The sequence below is a fragment of the cyanobacterium endosymbiont of Epithemia clementina EcSB genome (assembly GCF_029919255.1).
Lineage (GTDB): Bacteria > Cyanobacteriota > Cyanobacteriia > Cyanobacteriales > Microcystaceae > Rippkaea.
Genome location: NZ_CP123991.1, coordinates 228,837 through 246,735, shown reverse-complemented (window position 1 = coordinate 246,735; position 17,899 = coordinate 228,837). Strand labels below are relative to the sequence as shown.

At 32.5% G+C, this 17,899-nt stretch carries 10 protein-coding genes; 1 reads left to right on the top strand and 9 read right to left on the bottom strand.

Features of this window, described 5'->3' with window-relative positions; translation table 11 throughout:
• Positions 1–39: 39 nt before the first annotated feature.
• The 8 genes from P3F56_RS00785 to P3F56_RS00750 form a co-directional block, all read right to left on the bottom strand.
• Positions 40–1,401 (bottom strand): TIGR03279 family radical SAM protein, encoded by a 1,362-nt coding sequence (locus P3F56_RS00785; RefSeq protein WP_281152878.1) that lies wholly within the window; start codon positions 1,399–1,401, stop codon positions 40–42.
• Positions 1,402–1,440: 39 nt separating this feature from the next.
• Positions 1,441–2,064: an exopolysaccharide biosynthesis protein gene (locus P3F56_RS00780; RefSeq protein WP_281152877.1), complete on the bottom strand. Its 624-nt coding sequence runs from the start codon at positions 2,062–2,064 to the stop codon at positions 1,441–1,443.
• A 90-nt stretch (positions 2,065–2,154) separates the two neighbouring features.
• A complete protein-coding gene (ahcY, locus tag P3F56_RS00775) occupies positions 2,155–3,432 on the bottom strand; it encodes an adenosylhomocysteinase (RefSeq protein WP_281152876.1) in 1,278 nt (425 codons plus the stop codon).
• A gap of 192 nt (positions 3,433–3,624) precedes the next feature.
• Positions 3,625–4,779: a DUF389 domain-containing protein gene (locus P3F56_RS00770; protein ID WP_281152875.1), complete on the bottom strand. Its 1,155-nt coding sequence runs from the start codon at positions 4,777–4,779 to the stop codon at positions 3,625–3,627.
• A gap of 2,090 nt (positions 4,780–6,869) precedes the next feature.
• Positions 6,870–10,034 (bottom strand): DEAD/DEAH box helicase, encoded by a 3,165-nt coding sequence (locus tag P3F56_RS00765; protein WP_281152874.1) that lies wholly within the window; start codon positions 10,032–10,034, stop codon positions 6,870–6,872.
• A 356-nt stretch (positions 10,035–10,390) separates the two neighbouring features.
• The gene (locus tag P3F56_RS00760; RefSeq protein WP_281152873.1) at positions 10,391–11,788 is read right to left on the bottom strand and encodes a collagen-like protein; all 1,398 of its coding nucleotides are present in this window, start codon (positions 11,786–11,788) and stop codon (positions 10,391–10,393) included.
• Between the two features lie 99 nt (positions 11,789–11,887).
• Positions 11,888–12,145, bottom strand: coding sequence for a chlororespiratory reduction protein 7 (locus P3F56_RS00755; RefSeq protein ID WP_281152872.1), 258 nt, complete (start codon positions 12,143–12,145; stop codon positions 11,888–11,890).
• A gap of 51 nt (positions 12,146–12,196) precedes the next feature.
• Complete coding sequence (locus P3F56_RS00750; protein ID WP_281152871.1) at positions 12,197–13,084, bottom strand: hypothetical protein; 888 nt, start codon at positions 13,082–13,084, stop codon at positions 12,197–12,199.
• A 1,005-nt stretch (positions 13,085–14,089) separates the two neighbouring features.
• On the opposite strand from P3F56_RS00750, the gene P3F56_RS00745 reads away from it, so the two are divergent.
• Entirely contained in the window at positions 14,090–14,248 is a 159-nt protein-coding gene (locus P3F56_RS00745) for a hypothetical protein (RefSeq protein WP_281152870.1), read from the top strand.
• A 233-nt stretch (positions 14,249–14,481) separates the two neighbouring features.
• On the opposite strand, the gene murJ is transcribed toward P3F56_RS00745, so the two are convergent.
• Positions 14,482–16,083 (bottom strand): murein biosynthesis integral membrane protein MurJ, encoded by a 1,602-nt coding sequence (murJ, locus tag P3F56_RS00740; protein ID WP_281152869.1) that lies wholly within the window; start codon positions 16,081–16,083, stop codon positions 14,482–14,484.
• Positions 16,084–17,899: the final 1,816 nt, after the last annotated feature.

The following is a 17,899-nucleotide window of genomic DNA, read 5'->3' as shown; positions in this document are numbered from 1 at the left end:
AAAGCAGACTTTATTTTTGGATAGAAATGCTTCAGTTCTCTATTTATTTAACATAGTAGGCAAAGTGGAAATATGTAAACAAATTTGAATAAGTTCTTCAATTCCAGTAACAGGAAAAATTTTAACATTTAATTGTTTAGCTAATTCTTCAACTGTCATATCATCTAGGAAATAAATATCATTGTGTTTAAGCATAATTGAGGGTAATAAAATTCCATCACCTAAATCTTTTCCTTGTAATTGGCTCAGTAAATCTTCTCCTGTCAATAATCCTGTTACTGTTGTTTCTTGTCCCCAGTAATGACTCTTTAGTGCTTCTAACTTAATCGTTAATCCATCTACTTTATTTAGTTTTTTAACCAGGGGTTGAAAAACCTTTTTTACTGCATTTCCTACGACCCAAGTCAGGGTAACTGACTTATTAATTTTAGCTGGTAATAACTGTTTTGCTGTTGTTTCAAATTCCCTGATAAATTTACTAATTGACCCTACTCCATTATCACTTTGTGGATAATCTTCGTAGTGAGATTCTGGAGGTAATTCTTCTTGTCCAATTAAGAACCATTCATCAGCTAACCAAGCAAAATTACTGTTAAATTTAAAATAAAATTCTTTTTGTAAAGATTGCACTTGTTTAATAACTTCTTTTGCTTTAGTTTTCGTGACAGGAATCAATTCATCTTTCAGGGGACGAAAGCGAGTTAATCCTACTGGAACTACCGCAGTAGAAATAATTGTGGGAACATCTCCTTGATGAAATAAGGCTAAATCAGTCAAGGTTTTTTCCAAGTGAAGACTATCATTAATTCCCGGGCAAACAACGACTTGAGCATGAATTTGCAACTGTCGTTTTTGGAACCATTTCAATTGTTCTATAATTTGTCCAGCACGGTGATTTTTCAATAAGCGAATTCGTACATCAGCTTCTGTTGAGTGAACTGAAACATATAAGGGAGAGAGACGCATTCTTTCAATACGTTTCCATTCCTTCTTAGATAAATTAGTCAAGGTCAAATAACTGCCATAAAGAAAGCTCAAACGATAATCATCATCTTTTAAGTAAAGACTATCTCGTTTTCCTGGAGGTTGTTGATCAATAAAACAAAAAGGACAATGGTTATTACATTGAATTAATCCATCAAATAAAGCCTTTTCAAACTCTAATCCTAAATCATCATCATAATCTTTTTTAATTTCTACATAATGAGTTTGTCCCTTGTTATCAACTACGTCTAATTCTAAATATTCATCTGCACACAAAAACTGATAATCTATTAAATCCCGCAGTGGAAACCCATTAATAGCCACTAAAGAGTCACCCACTTCAAAACCAACTTCTTTAGCAATAGAATTGGGGAGAACAAAGCTAATTTTAGCGGGGTGAATTGAAGATTGAGTCATATAATGAAGTATCTAAGCTGATAGGTAATCGGATAGATTTCAACCGCCTAAAAACCATTTTGCAAGGTCAAAAATTTCTTTAATAATTTCTTTTCCTAAAAAGATAATCAGGGTTGACATAGTACCAGCAATCAGACAAATAACTAGTCCTCCTAGACTAATAAATCCATCATCTTCTTGTAACCCAAAAGCGGTTACAAAAATTCCAATTGCAGGTAAAGTATTGGTTCCGGGAATAGGAATCATCATCAAAATAGACATTAAAGCAATCGCCAAACCGATTACAACTCTTCCTGGTAGACTTGTACAAATATAGGTCATGCGAGGATGAGTCAATGCTTCAATTCTTCTTAACCAAGGAAGTCCTTTTTCTAGAAACTTCTGCACTGTTTCTAGTTTGATTGACCCTTTCATTATCTTTTCTGGAAACCAAAGAACTTTACACCCTGCAATCAATTGAATAGCCAATAGAAACATTAAAATCCCAAAGGGAATCGAGTAACCTGGTGCAGGAACTGGTAAAGCAGAAGGTAAAGCCAGAGTAATAAATAAAAATCCAAAGATTCGCTCACCAGCTAAAGATAAAATATCGACAAGTTTAACATCTGAAGCTCTTTCTTCTTCAAAAAAATAGCGTTCTAATTCAACTGAAAGTTTTGCCATGCCATGTTCTATTGATTCTTTTGGAAAGTAACTATTAATTATTTACCCTAAATCACTACGGGTGGGTTATTCCCACCCATTTTCAATTGATTAAGTTCCAACAGTCCAAGAATTAATGTACTGGGTTTGTTCTGCAGTTAAGGTATCAATAGTGATGCCCATTGCTTTTAATTTCAGCGTAGCAATATCTTGGTCAAGTTTCTTCGGAATTTTATAAATTCCAGGTTCTAACTTTCCCTGATTTTTTACTAAATATTCACAAGCCAAAGCTTGGTTGGCAAAGCTCATATCCATCACCGCACTAGGATGACCTTCTGCTGCGGCTAGGTTAATTAAACGACCCTCCCCTAGAACAATAATAGACTTACCACTGGGTAGGGTATATTTTTGGGTAAAGTTACGAACCTCTTTAACCTCAGTCGCTTTTGCCCCTAAAGATTTCAGGTCAATTTCAATATCAAAGTGACCTGAATTACAAACTATTGCGCCATCTTTCATCACTTCGAAGTGTTCGGCGCGAATAACATGCTTGTTTCCAGTTACGGTTACGAACACATCGCCGTGAGTAGCAGCTTCTGTCATGGGCATAACACGGAAACCATCCATAGCAGCTTCAATCGCTTTAACAGGATCAATTTCAGTAACAATAACGTTAGCACCTAATCCACGAGCGCGCATAGCAACCCCTTTACCACACCAACCGTAGCCGGCTACCACAAGGACTTTACCTGCCAAAAGAACGTTAGTGGCGCGGATAATACCATCAAGAGTAGATTGTCCAGTTCCGTAGCGATTATCAAAGAAATGTTTGGTATCAGCATCGTTAACGTTCATTGCAGGGAAAGTAAGAACCCCATCATTCAACATTGCAATCAAACGCACAATGCCAGTGGTGGTTTCTTCTGTGGTTCCAATGATATCGCTAATTTGGTGTTGTCGTTCCTTAATCAAGGTAGCAACCACGTCACTACCATCATCAATAATAATATTGGGCTTATGGTCAAGGGCAGTTTGAACATGACGGTTATAAGTTTCATTATCTTCCCCTTTGATCGCATAGACAGGCATATCATAGTGAGCTACTAAACAAGCTGCTACATCATCTTGAGTAGAAAGAGGGTTACTGGCAATAAGTACAGTATCTGCTCCCCCGGCTTTCAGGGCGATCGCCAAGCTTGCGGTTTCAGTAGTAACGTGACAACAAGCGACTAAACGAATTCCTGCAAAAGGCTTTTCTTTAACAAAACGTTGTTGGATTTGCTTAACTACAGGCATTTCTCTGGCAGCCCATTCAATGCGCTGCTGTCCTTTAGAAGCCAAGGAGATATCTTTAATATCGTATTTTTGTTGGACTGGAGTAGCTGCCATATCTTTTGTTTCCTCAACGAAATTAAATGTTAACTTGCTAATCTAATAACTCAAGTTAACACTTTCTCAGAACTTGTCTAACATAAAAAAATTGTAATCGGGATAGTTAAGACTTAAATATTGCCTTATCTCCTCTAGTTACTTTAAGTAATAGATTAAGGTTCTATGACAGATTAAATCTTGATTAGCGGACTAATCCGAAGGAAAGAGGGGCGTTTCGAGATCCTCGTCAACTCGAAATGAAGGAGTAAAAAAAGAGGATGATGAATTACGTTCATTTCGAGGCATTAATGGAGGAGGAAGGGGATCAAAAAGGAAGTATGGAGAGAGTTCCTTTTCTTGATCAGCACGCACTTCTCGTAATTCACTCGCTAGGAAAACTAGCTTAAATTTTTTTCCCAAGGAGCGTTCAAGTAAAGTTTCTACTAAGCGAACTTGATTCGGGGTAACGGGATTGTCCGCATTTTCTTGAACAGTTAAAAATACGGTAGGCCTTTTTTTACTCCAAGGAGCTCTAGTCCATTGAACCTCAAATTTAATTAGTTCCGTTTGTTGACCGACAGTAATTGTTTGATTCTGAAGAATTTTTTTTATATCAGCTTCAAATCGTTCTTCTTGAATAAGATTCCAAAAACTTATAAACAAAGGAAAAATTAGAAGTCCTGTCATGACGAAAAATCCTCCTAACGCTTTCCCTGTACGGCTATAATTGAGGTAGTATCCCCCTAAGGTAAAAATAAATAGAGAAGAGAGGGTAATCCCTAATAAATTGGTTAAATATAGAAGAAAGGAGCCACTACTGAGTTGCCAGTCTTGTTGAGACAGGGCAATACCTACCACACATAATGGAGGCATCAAAGCCACTGAAATTGCAGTCCCCGCCAGCGCGTCGCTGATTTTACGTTGAATTTTGGCAAACCCACTAATCCCTCCAGCCATCACTGCTACTCCTAAATCAGCTAGGTTGGGTTGAGTCCGTGCTAAGATTTCTCCCCCAAAAGAAGCTGCAGGGACCCCAAACAATCCTCCCACTAGTCCTGATATCAGGATGGATGTCAGAGTACCTACACTTAGAGTTAATAAGCTAGTTTCTAAAAGTTTCCCGTTTGTATCCAGTGCACCGAGTGCCAATGCTCTTAATGGTAACATTAGTGGTGCAATCAACATTGCTCCTATAATTACAGCAGCACTATTCATTAATAGCCCCAAACTGGCAATAATACAAGAACTGAAGGTCAAAACTAGAAAATTAGTCTCGAGTTTGGCTTCTTCTAGGAGTTCCTGGCGCAATTTATCTAGAGCTTCTGGTGAAACTCGAGGAATTTTATCTTTAATCCAAGTTTTCATAGGTTAGCTCGAACTCCCCCTAATTAAAGTTGGTGAGAGATTAGTCAATTATGTAGCATAACTTTAAATTGGTAAAAAGATTAATTTTATCAAAAAATAATAAATAAGAGATTTTTGTCTAAAATTTGATCATTTTTAAAAAAAAACAAAATTTTGCCTTGAGTGGCTGGTATCGTGTGTATGGTAATTAGTTATTTAGCTTATATTATTCAGTACAAGTACGGACTCAATAGTTATATACTAGCTTTGACTCAGCTTATATTCCTGATTAATTATCTTTATAATGTCAACTGGTAAGTTCATTGTATTTCAACAATTACTTAGATAGTTGATTTTACTCTAGTTTAGGTACTTTTGTCTATCAAGGATACTCCTAAAAATATATAAATGATTTAGATAATTTAGGATTTAAAAAAGTTATTAAGCAATCTTCTTAATTTTTTTTTATAAACAAATTTTGCTTTTTCTGAAAAAAATTCAGATATTTTTCAAATAAACTTTAAATATTGTTTTATAATCCAATATAATAAAACAATACGGGCACTTTGATTTAGAAACATACTTTTAGTTTACTCACTTGAAATAATTTTCTAAAGTGAGTAAACTGGTTTTATAAAAATAAAATATATAAAGACAAATTTTAATTATTAATCATTAATTTATTTGTTAAACCAACTAATTAGCTAATTTTTTAGCCTTAACGTATAGATAAAATTTTTAAAAAATATTTAATATAAATTAAGATTTATTGTCGCTAAATTACTAGTAACTTTTCTCAAAAAAATAAATTGACTGTTAGACATTTACTTTGAGTAAAGGAGACTGTATATCCAAGATTAATCATTGTTAAATGATATGGAATAAATATCTAAATAAATTTATATAGTAGTTTTTTTTAGAAAAATGTACGATAAAACTTAATTTAAAATTGATAGAAAAAACAAAGAAGCTATTATGTAATAATAGTTGATTTAGATGAAGTAGTGATTCTATTAATTAGAAAAACTAAACATATAAATAGTTAAATAACTAGTAACTTAGAGAAAATAGATTTTTACTTCAATATTGAAGAGGTTAGTTTAGCTCTTAAAAACCTTTACAATAAGACTATCAATCGATTAACGTGATCAGCTTAAGCAGTTATAAATATATTTTTTATTAAAAATTAAGTTAATGTTCAATTAAATAATTTTTACAAATCCGCAAGGAAGAAAATAAAGACTTCCTTAAAAGATAGTAAATAAAAAATAGTCTTACAAAAAATGTAATTTTATAGAGTTTATGTTAATTGATTATGAGCATTATAATTCAAGGATATTCTATTTATACCTAAAAGCAAATTTTATCCAACTAAAAAATAAAAGTAAAATTAAGCTAAATACATAGAATATATTTATTTTCTTGAAATCTTGTTTATATAAGTAATCGACTAAAATGAGGTTGTTCACACTAAAAATATGTACCTTAGATTATATAATTAGTATTTAAAAAAAATTTACTTACTATTAATTTAGATTAATTAATATTTAATTTTAAAAAACTATTTTAATTTTGATTTAATCAAAATTAACTGCTATGGTGACCCAGGGTTATGAATAGTAATATATCTATCGATCTGGTGGACTAATTATAGTTTTTTCATTTAAAAATTAAGCTAAAATAGCTGAACTTAATTGGCAAGTATTTTAAAAAAAATGGTGTTATTTTTAAAAATTTTATTGATAAAAAATTATCGCAGATAGTTTCATAGTAAAAAGAAAAAAATCTTAATGTTAAAGAATTAGCATAGAACGTTTATCAGCTCAAATGAGTATTTAAAAATAATTAATAAAATTGGAGAAGAAATCATAGAAAATTTAACCCATTATCATTCATTAAATTTTCTATGATTTTTTGAGAAAGTATGGCTATCGGATTTGGCATAACTTTCAAAACTCTTATTTTGATTTTATTGTAAAATTCCAAAAGTTTGGCTTCTATCAAAATTAAACTTTCAATAAAAGTCACCCTTAGCAAGAGATACTTTTAGCTTTATTTAAGTAAATTAAATATTTTATAAATACAGAAATGTGATCGAAATTATTTACTATCTACTCTTCATCAAGAATTGCTTTACTATCAAGCAATAATAAAGTTCTTAATTGCTCAGTGTCTAATTTGGTTAGCCAATTTTCTCCTGCGTCAACGGTTTGTTCTGCTAATTGTTTTTTACTTTCTAGTAAATCATTAATTTTCTCTTCTAATGTACCTGTACAAATAAATTTATGAATTTGTACATTTCGTTTTTGTCCGATGCGAAATGCTCTATCTGTTGCTTGGTTTTCTACTGCAGGATTCCACCAACGATCAACATGAAAAACATGATTAGCACGAGTTAAATTTAATCCGGTTCCTCCTGCTTTTAAGGAGAGAATAAAAATGGCAGGCCCATTGGGATCATTTTGAAAGCGATCAATCATCTCTTGCCGTTTCTCTCGACGAGTTGCACCGTATAAAAAGAGAACATCTTGAGAAAATCTTTTTTGTAAGTAAGGTTGTAATAGTTTTCCCCACTCAGCAAATTGGGTAAAAATTAAAGCGCGATTATCTTCTTCGATCAATTCCTCTAACATCGCTTCTAACCTCATAAGTTTACCAGAACGCTCAGGCATTCTGAGTTGTTTCTCTTTTAAAAAATGTGCTGGATGATTACAAATTTGCTTAAGTTTTATTAGTAATGAAAAAATTATTCCTTGACGTTGAATTCCGGCTTTATCATCAAGTTCTTGAATAGAATTATCCACTAATTCTTGATAGAGTCTACCTTGTTCGGGGGATAACCCACAAAATACATTCATTTCTTGTTTTTCTGGAAAATCCTGGATAATATCTCGGTCGCTTTTTAAGCGTCTTAAAATAAAAGGACGCACCAATGACCGTAAGATTTGTAAAGACTCTCGATCTCCATATTTTTCAATCGGTTCGGCAAAACGACGCTGAAAAAATTGCTGGTTTCCTAAAAGTCCTGGGTTTAAAAAATCTAAAATTGACCATAATTCTGACAAGCGATTTTCTACAGGTGTTCCTGTTAAAGCAACTCGAAACTCGGTTTTTAATCTACGAACTGCCTGAGATTGCTTAGCTTGGGGATTTTTAATATTTTGAGCTTCATCTAAAACTAGTCCTTTCCACTCAACTTTTTCTAAGGTTTCAGTATCTCGATAAACGAGAGGATAACTTGTGATTACTAAATGTTTATTTTTTACTGCCTTAGCAAAAGACTTTCCTTTCTTTCGTTTTTCTCCATGATGAATCAAAGTTGATAAAGTAGGAGAAAATTTCTGAACTTCTCGCTCCCAGTTATTTAACACAGAAGTTGGACAGACTACTAATACTGGGTTTCTCAACATCTCTTTTGCTTTTAAATGGAGTAAAAATGCAAGCAACTGAGGTGTTTTTCCTAGTCCCATATCATCCGCTAAACAAGCTCCTAATCCCCATTGTTCAAGAAAAGCTAACCAGCTAACGCCCCTTTCTTGATAAGGACGTAATTCTCCTTTCAATTCTGGATGATTATTGATTATTTCAATCGATTGATTATTTGTAAAATTATTAATTAATTCTTGTAAAATTCCAGATGCTTTAAAATCAATAATAGGAAGTTTAGAAATCACTTTTTCATCGCCTATACTGAAGCGTAAAGCATCTTTGACTGATAATTTAAGTGAATTATAGGAGTTATTTAAAACTGTCCTCGCCGCCTGAATATCAGACGGTTGTAAGATTATCCATTCACCATTAATTTCTACTAAAGGAGATTTCTGATCTAACAATTTTTCAAACTCTTTTTGGGAGATTTTTTTTTGACTAATTACTAATTTTAGTTTATAGTTTAGTAAACTTTGTAGGCTTAAACGTTCTCCTTTTTTTGATTTAACTTCAGCCTCAATACTAATTCCTAATCGTTTCTCTTCTTTTCCTCTAGCTAAACTAGAAGGTAAGATAACAGCTAGTCCATTATCTTCTAAGATTGTTGCACTCGACTTAATAAATTCATAGACCTGAATGAGATTAAGTTGACAACGTAAAGGTTGACTTTCTTCTAAACTTTCTGCAATAGGGGAATAGAGGCGGGAAGCTAATCCTAATCCCTTTAATAAAGTTTCTTGGGGCTTTTTAATAATTCTTTCTCCCCATAATAATTGTTCAACAGGATGTTCCCAGATAGTTTGAGCATCTACCAAAACTTCTCTATCATCTAAGGCTTGTAAGTAATATTTTAAATTCCAGTAAGTATCGGCTAACTTTATAGCTTTTGAGTTAGGAGGTTCTAGATAAAAACACACTCTAAATTGATTGACTCCCAAGGTTATATTGGTTGAAGTGACTAAGTATTCTTGAATAGATAAACTCCAATTATATAAAGCATTTTCTAGTCTTTGAATATCATTTTCGGAAGCTGTAAAACTAGGATTTATTGCTGTTAAAGATTTTAACCATCGTTGAATTAATGCATCTTGATTTAGGAGGGTATTAGACTTGGAAAATGAACGTATATAAATATTAATAATATTTCCGAGAAAATCTAAAATTAATTGTTGTGATTTTAAAGAATTTGCTTTGATATCTACCTCTGATTCAAGCTCTTTGAAGTAAGCTAAGCATCCAGTTGGCATCAGGTTACTAAATTTAGAAAGTCTAGTTTGATCAATAGTACTATCTAGTATTAGGAACCACTGACTTTGAGGATTATTCTCCTTTAAAGAGGTAAGTCCTGGCAAGAATTTTCCCCTGGCTAATAAATCGAGGCTCCATCGATAAATATGAGTCCAAAACCTTAAGTCTTCACCTAAATAATTTTCGTAGTTATCTGAAAAACCTAAGGGTAATTGTCTAAAAAAGTTGATAGCTTCTATGTCATTTAAACAAAAACCTTGTATTTCCCAACTTTTTAGAAAGAGAGATTTTTTAGAAGTGTTAAAGTCACTTGACTCTAATTGAGAAGATAAATAAGGAACATCAATATTTTGGTTTTGAATTGTAGTACTAGGTAAATTAATAATTTGACTAGTCCATGTTTCTTCTATTTTAGTAGTAAATTCTAAGTTTTTAGATTTTAATAAATCAATTAGTTCTAATTCATTTAGAAGAAAAATATGTAAATTAATTGATTTTTTAATATCTAAACTAGAATAATTACTTCGCCAAGTTTCCCCCCAAATAAATAAAAAACTTTTATCCTGTTTGTTAATCCAACTTCCATGTAGAGTAGGCATAAATATATTTTGAATTATCTAATAATATGCTAAAAATCTAGTTTACTTTAAATTTATTTTCCTAGTTATTGATTATTCTTTTGTCGCATTCATCAGATTAAGGGATAAATTTTGAGTGATTAGATGAATTTAGACTAAATAGAAGTTCTTGGTTCTTAATATCAATCTCAAACCTTTCGCTAGTTACCGCTTCTATTTTACGTCTGTGAAGTATTTATGGCAATAGTATTGAGATGAAAGTACCCTAAAGTTACAATTTTCTATTGTTTTTCCCTTCTACTTTTGTTCTCTTTATATTTGACAATAATACTCTTTGTTATTATTAGGGAATAATTCTCTTTAAGTTTTGTCTATTATTAAAACGGTTTGAGTATGTCTTTAACTGTAATGACTTGCTTCGCAGAATGACCAGCAAAAGAGCGAAGAGCTAAGATTTTAATTTCTACTCCTAACCCTGATTCAAACTCATTAGCTTTAATCGGTAGCTGTCCAATTGCAATAGTGAACTTGTTATCATCAAGTGTTACCAATTCCTCAGGAATTTCTCCCTCATATCGAGTAATATAATCAGAAACAGAACGAAAACGAGCATCAGAACGGGTTGTTCTGTAAATAATTTTAAATTTAGTGGCAATTAAATCAGATTGTTGTCCTTTATCAATTAAAGTCAACTGAAGATTGCTTTGACTACCAGATAATTGTGCACTCCCTAATTGTGTCGCATCTTCAGCACGAATTGCATTATAAATAATAAACTGAGTTAGCTTATTTTGTTGTTGAGTTGTTGCTTCAATCCAAAGATTATCTGGAATATTAACCTTAATTTTTTGAGTTTCTTCTAATCCTAAAGTTACTTTTTGGTTCGCAAACTTAGAGAACTCTTGGGGAGCATTCCATACCAACAAAAATGACTGTTCTATACGCTCAGTAAGAGCTAAATATTGATCATCAATAATTGAGCCAGGAGAAAATAAAGCCATTGCGCCGTTACGAGTTTCCCATTTATCTTTTGAGAGAAGATAACCCTTTTTCTTGAGTGTAGCCATTGTTACAGTTGCAGCAGACTCATCTGGTTCTAAAGGCTTATCAAAATTAATTAAAGTTAACTTTCCAACAACTCCATCGCGTCCCCTAAGCCCACTTACACCATTAGACCCCTGTCTTCCGTCTTGACAGCGAAACTCACGAGTCGTACAGCGATAATCAGAATCACCAGGGTTTCCTGTACAAGTTTCTAGACTCCAATAGGAATTGTTGCACTGACAAGCCTGACCACCTCTACCACCAAGTCCAAATTTTCCTCCTTGACCTCCTGCCGCATTGACATAAATTTGCTCAAGATTAGTGATATCAGTGGTGTAGATGGTTAAAGACCCTCCGTTACCACCATCTCCTCCGTTACCACCATTACCTCCATTACCTCCACTAGGTGCTTGAAGATTGTAGGAGACATCAACTGGTTGGGACTTGCAGTTAGCGGCTTCCCCATCTTGACCATCTTTTCCCTTTTCCCCATCAAAACCAGCCAAGTTTAAGGTGAGAGGGGAACCATCAGCAAATAGAGTGAGATCATCACTATTTTTATTGTTTTGACCAGTTTGTCCAGATTGACCATTTTGTCCATCTTCACCAAAGGATTTAATATCAGCGGACCAAACAACGTCATGACATCCATCAAGAGTGATGACAGGAGGAATGAGAAAGGAACTTGCGAAAAAGATTGTAAATAGTAAAAACTTACCCGAAACATGCATTGATTCGTTATTGATTAACAATGACTAAAATCTTGGGACTCGATTAAGTGAATTTTTGTTTCCTGATCATAAATTTGCTAGAGGTGGCAATCAGCATAATTATTTTTCTAAGCGAATTGCATACCATTGCAAATAATTATCAGGTTCCATTTCAAGCTCACAAAAATTATTTTTTAAATACTCTGCCTGTTCATCAATTGAAGTCAATTTCTTCAATTCCCTAGGTAAATCATCTTGGCGAATTAATAGAATTTTCTTGAGCTTTTCTAATAACTCTTGGGGAGTAAAAATTTGTTCTAATTCATTTGCTTCGAGAACAATAAAAACATTCTCTTGATATAAAATTGAATCTACCATTCGTGTTTTATTTTCTAAATAAAATTTAATTAAAGACTTTAAATCAACTAGTTAATTTTCTCTACGAAAAACAACGATTTTATTTCCCACTACTGGACTACGGGCAATTAAATTTCCTTGAGAATCAATCATTTTTAACTTACGGAAATTTAAATGTTGAGAATGTCTAAAAATATTATTGGCTAACGTATCTTGTTTTTTCGGTGTTAATTGATACCATTGTCTCTTTAACGTTACCATCAAACAACTTGCGTTGAAATTAGCTTCAATCAAACCTATTAACTCTTCTGGATATTGATTTGTCAACTCAATGATGTCATGTCGAATCGCCTCGATCAAATTTTGTTCTGGAGTAAATCTGGGTTCAGGAGATTGGAGCATTTCTATAGATTGAGGTGTTTTAGGAGATTTTAATGGAGGGGAAATGGCTACAACTTTTGGTTTAGAAGTTATAGACGGATTCTTCGCTAAAGGAGTTAAAAGTCGAGGGAATAACAAAATTGAGGTAGATAAGATTAAAATTAGTACACTGACGATAATCGTGATAATTGCCCAATCAGATAGGTTATTATTCCAACTAGAGGGTAAAATCAAGCGAAATGCTCTTAAGAAGTTATCCTGCCAAGTTTGAAATCTAGTAAAACCCCTAAAATCAGCAACAGGAATTAATGATAGTTTTGGGATTTCAGACTCAGTTAATTTGTCCAATTCTGCGGTGATTTTTTCATGTGAGGTTGAGAGGTCAACTTCAAGCATAGAGGAAGGTTCAAGATCTTCGACGATCATCTGAGTAGTCTTTACTAAAGTTTCTACAGTGTTTGTGGTCGGAAATTTATGAGGGGATGTTCTTTTGAGTATCTCTACAACCCTATCTAGTTGTCGAGCAGTTGTTTCTAACAAAAAAATTAACTGTTTTTGAGATAATTTATTTTCTGGCATTTGTATTGTATTTCTATTAATTGCGGATTATGTTATTGGGATTATCTTCGCCATAAATATTCTATTACAATTCCTACCTTATGGGAAGATAAAGTTCCCTAAAAAAAAGTTTAGAAATACTCAATTGACAGTTTTTTAATTTTATTGTGTTTATCACTTTTCTTTAAAAGACATTGTATTGGTTCCTAAACTAAGAGATGAGCTATTTTTTAAAGCCCAAAAACGGATATTACCACTAATAAAACAATTATTACTCAGCATAATTAATTACTTTACTTTTATTTTAACTAAAAAAATTAGAAAATGGTTCGTAATTTTATGTATGCAGGATAATTTTGCTAATTTTTTAAAAAAATTTGTTATGTTATTAAGAATAATCATAATAGCAAATAATAAAAACTATAGTGACACATAAGGAGACATTAAAAATTTGCTTTAAGTTAGCAGAAAGTGCTAGGATGTGGTCTAATAACGGAAATAAAGATCGGTGATTAAGTTTGTTTTCATTATTGGTTAAGTTTCCTCCAGATTAATCGTTGGCAGGCTGTTCCCCAGGGTTTTATCTTGTATTTCTGCACAATATCTGATTAAGGAGATCATCCTATGTCAGTCTTCTTAAGTAATCTCGCAAGAGAGATTGCTTAAAAAGATATACAGCAATTCTTCACTGAATATGAAGCTGTAAAACATGTTTATCTTCTCACAGACTGTGAAACTCAAAGAATGCAGAGGTTAAACTTTTTTAAAATGGCTAATTGTAAGAAAAAGAAGATGCTGTGATCACTCAGCTTGATGGGGCTGAGTTGGGGGAGGCAACAACTTGAGGTTAATAAAACTAGACCTAATGAAAACAGCAAAAGCTTATATGGCGGGGGAGGTCGCAGAAACTATTCGGATCTAAACTTTCTATCTTTAATCCATCAACACTTGGTCGAAGTCAACTAAAGTTAATTTTTAGAGCAGCTTCTTTATGACCATACTATCTAAATTACTGAGGAAATCATAGTGGCTAAGCGTCGTAATCTAAAAAAAGAGAAAGCTGAACGGAATCAAGCTTATGCTCGTCAGTTTCGTCAGAAATCTTCTCGATTTTCGCCTCGAGGTAGAAATCATGCTGGTAATCAGAACAGCAATAGTAACGAGAGTCAAGATAAAGATGAGTAAACTGATGAATAGAACACTAAGTTCTCTTTTGGTTTAGCAATTATCAGGTGGGCTGATGCTTTTTGAAACTAGTAATTGCTCAGTTGATTACAAAAGTTAACATAGCCCACCCAGGTTATCAAAAATTTTTTGAGGTGTATTAGCTGAATATTTCAAAATTACTCCTCAATTAAAGGATTTTCTCCAAAGAAATTAGAAAAAAATTAGTTTATTAGCTCTTTTTTGGTCTATTATTAAGCTTTATTAAGCTTATGACGGATACGAGAGATTAAGATGTCAACTTCAGGCAGTTTTAATTGCATAGACAGAATAATAAAGAGACCAAAGGCGACTCCTAACGCTAGGGTTAATTGTAACAATTGCAGCAATAGATTATTACTTCCTAATACTTGTTCCCAAGCTAAACTAATTCCCCAACTTCCTGCGCCAGCTATACAACTAATTGCTGTCAATCCTAATAAAGAAAGACCCCATTCTTTTAATGGTAAACCATGAAGACGGCGATTTAAAATCCATAAAAATATCATCATCGACGTAATATTTACCCCAATGGTAGCCAATACTAACCCTGAAGTACCAAAAGATTTATATGATAAAAAATCAAGTAATCCGTTAAGGAAAATATTAAAAACACTCACCTTAAAAGGAGTTTCCCCATCTCCTAAAGCATAAAATACTCTAACTAAAATGTCCCTACCTAAGTAAAAGAACATTCCCAATCCATAAGCCATCAAAACCGGAACAACAATATCTACATCGGTTGACTTGAAAGCTCCCCGTTGATAAATAACTTTAATAATTAAAGGAGCAAGGGCAATAAAAGTAGCTGTCAAAGGGAGCATCGTTAAAGCGGCTAAGAATAGTCCTTGACGAATTCTCAACTTTAATTCTGTCCAATTTTCCGGAGTTGTTAAACGAGAAAAAACAGGTAAAAAGGGAACTAAAATCATGTTAGAAATGATTCCCAAAGGTGTTAGTGCAACAAAATTAGCATACCGCATGGCAGCTGCGGCATTTTGAATAAATGACGCAAAAAAGAGATCAGTATAGACATTAACATGCAACATTCCTGATGAGAGGGTAGCAGGTCCTATAACCCTTATCACATCCATCACTCCTGGAATACGCCAATCAAAACGCAAGCGCAACTTTCCCATCCCAGCACGACTTTGGGTGATTAATTGAACAACCCACTGTAAGGTTCCGCCGACAAGGGTTCCTCCGGCTAAAACCATTCCCCCTAACTGAATATATTGAGGGGAGTTGACTTGAGCTCCCACTGACCAGGTAAAAATCCCTACACTGATCACAATTGCCAAACTAGAAAATAGAGGACTAATACTGGGTAGCCAATAGTGATTCGCTGCATTGAGAGTGCCAAACCCAATACCAATGAGTCCTGCTAGGAGAGCTAAGGGAGCCATAATTTGTAATTGTTGAACTGCAATCGTCCTAGTTTGTTCTTCTAAGCCTGGGGCTAGGATGTCAATAAATGTCCCCGCAAAGATAATCAAGATGATGGTAGTTACCAGCAAAATAATGCTTACTAAGGTAGTTACCGTTTCTACAAGAGACGCGGCTTCAGACTTGTTCCGTTTAGCAAGAACACTAACTAAGGCACTATGAAATGGTCCATTTATCCCTCCTAAAAGAATTAAGAGAAAACCTGGAATAACGTAGGCATAGGCATAAGCATTAACTACCGAACTTACTCCATAAGCCGCGGCAATCACTTGTTCTCGGACTAGACCAAAGACTTTACTAATGAGGGTAGCTAGGGCAACAATACTTGCAATATCAAATAGAGAACGAGAAACTTTTTTCTGGTTAGACACAGGACTTTTGATGAAAGACTGATTATTAATTATCAGTGATTTAGAGAAGATACACAAGAAATCGAGCCAGCTCTAATTTGATTAGTTTATACTTAACTTTAAATAGAATATATAGAAATATTTATCGTTTATTAATTATCTCTTAAAAAGGAATTTTCTAAACAGAAAATATAGACAAGAATATTAGTAGTAAAACAAATAATATAAAACTTTTATTAAAAGTTTTATATTATTTGTTGATATAGTTGATATTGAAATATATTTTCATCCGCATAGTTTAAAAAAACAGCAGGGTCATTACCGAAAATGCTATCTAATTACTATTTTTTGAAAAAATAGTAATTGTTGACTATTATATATTTTTTAATTAATTAAAAACTCAAGCTATTATTTCTGACATGGTGAAGGCAACTTTTGTAAATTTACATTTATAGTAACTTTGTTAGGAGCAAGTATTAAGAAAACATAATTGACAATAAAAACTAATTTTAGTCATGTAATTTCTTATATGAAGAAATATTGGATTTAAAAAAAATAACTAACCCATTCTTAAAACCAGAAAAAAAGGCAATCACTATTTTACTTAATTTTCTTGAAGATGAAAATACTAGTTTTAAAATTTGTTGGTGTTATAGAACTTAATATAAGGTAATTTAAACTATCCTAAAATAACTTTTCTTTTAGGATAGCTGTCACAAATTTAGCTAATAAGGAACCTTATAGATATTGCAGCCTTAAGTAAGCGATTAATTAAATTTTGACTGCTGGTTGTATTTTTTATAAGATTGCTTTTCTGACATAAATAGTTATTTTAACAGCAATTGATGTAATTAAAAAATATCTTTCTAAGATCTACGCAATCATCATAAAAACTTTTAATAACTTTAAAGAATAACATCTAAATAACTTTTTAAAAATAGCTTTAAAAGCTTATACTAGATTATCATTAAGTAAGCCGTAATTGCGGTAATTATATAATATAAATTTAATAACAAAATTGACATAGCTAATTAAATTAAACTCTTCTTTTGCAAGAGAATTGAATGAGTTTTTTAGCAAAATATTTTAATTTTAAAACTAATAGGAGATAGTCAAGTAGCAGAGTACTTATTCTTCATATTGAAGTCTCTAGCTACTTCCATAAACTTTAAACAAGAAATGGTAAGGTGTTGGATTAGATAGGAACAGATCAAGAAATTAACCTCTTTAAAAGAAGGACTTTATTGGGTAATTTGATAGTGTATCAAGCTATTACTATCTCTTTAAGATAAAAGGATAGTTCTGTGCTAAAATCTAATTCACTAAAAATTAGATTTATTTTCTTCATTAAAACAAAAATAACTAAAAAACAGAGTTAAATAAACTATATTCTTGTCTATCGGAGAATTACACTAACCAGTAATGATAAACCTTTTACAGAAGTTTACAGCTGATGTCGATTAAGAGTTTTAGTTACACAGTATCATTACTTTACGAAGATTTGCTTGGAAAAATAGTGAGAAAAAGTTTTAAATTTTTGTATTCTATCTTATTTTTATTTTTCTTAATTGTTCTTCTTGGCTAAGAAAATATATAAATTAAGGACTAGAAAACGATAAAAAATATTTTTAGTGTATATCTCGAAAATATTAGTAATGGTGTTTATATAGATAAAAATTTAATCTGTAATCAAGCAATCGATAGAGCTAAAATAATGCTTTTATCTGAAACAAACCCTATTATAGGCAGTCATATGAAATGAACAAAAATATTAGATACTTACTATAAATTAAAAATAAAAAAATTAGACAATAATTGAATGAGAAATTATCCTCTA

Excerpts from the sequence above, each read along its gene's own strand:
- P3F56_RS00785 (WP_281152878.1), bottom strand. The coding sequence starts at position 1,401 with ATGACTCAATCTTCAATTCACCCCGCTAAAATTAGCTTTGTTCTCCCC.
- P3F56_RS00780 (WP_281152877.1), bottom strand. The coding sequence starts at position 2,064 with ATGGCAAAACTTTCAGTTGAATTAGAACGCTATTTTTTTGAAGAAGAA.
- ahcY (WP_281152876.1), bottom strand. The coding sequence starts at position 3,432 with ATGGCAGCTACTCCAGTCCAACAAAAATACGATATTAAAGATATCTCC.
- P3F56_RS00770 (WP_281152875.1), bottom strand. The coding sequence starts at position 4,779 with ATGAAAACTTGGATTAAAGATAAAATTCCTCGAGTTTCACCAGAAGCT.
- P3F56_RS00765 (WP_281152874.1), bottom strand. The coding sequence starts at position 10,034 with ATGCCTACTCTACATGGAAGTTGGATTAACAAACAGGATAAAAGTTTT.
- P3F56_RS00760 (WP_281152873.1), bottom strand. The coding sequence starts at position 11,788 with ATGCATGTTTCGGGTAAGTTTTTACTATTTACAATCTTTTTCGCAAGT.
- P3F56_RS00755 (WP_281152872.1), bottom strand. The coding sequence starts at position 12,145 with ATGGTAGATTCAATTTTATATCAAGAGAATGTTTTTATTGTTCTCGAA.
- P3F56_RS00750 (WP_281152871.1), bottom strand. The coding sequence starts at position 13,084 with ATGCCAGAAAATAAATTATCTCAAAAACAGTTAATTTTTTTGTTAGAA.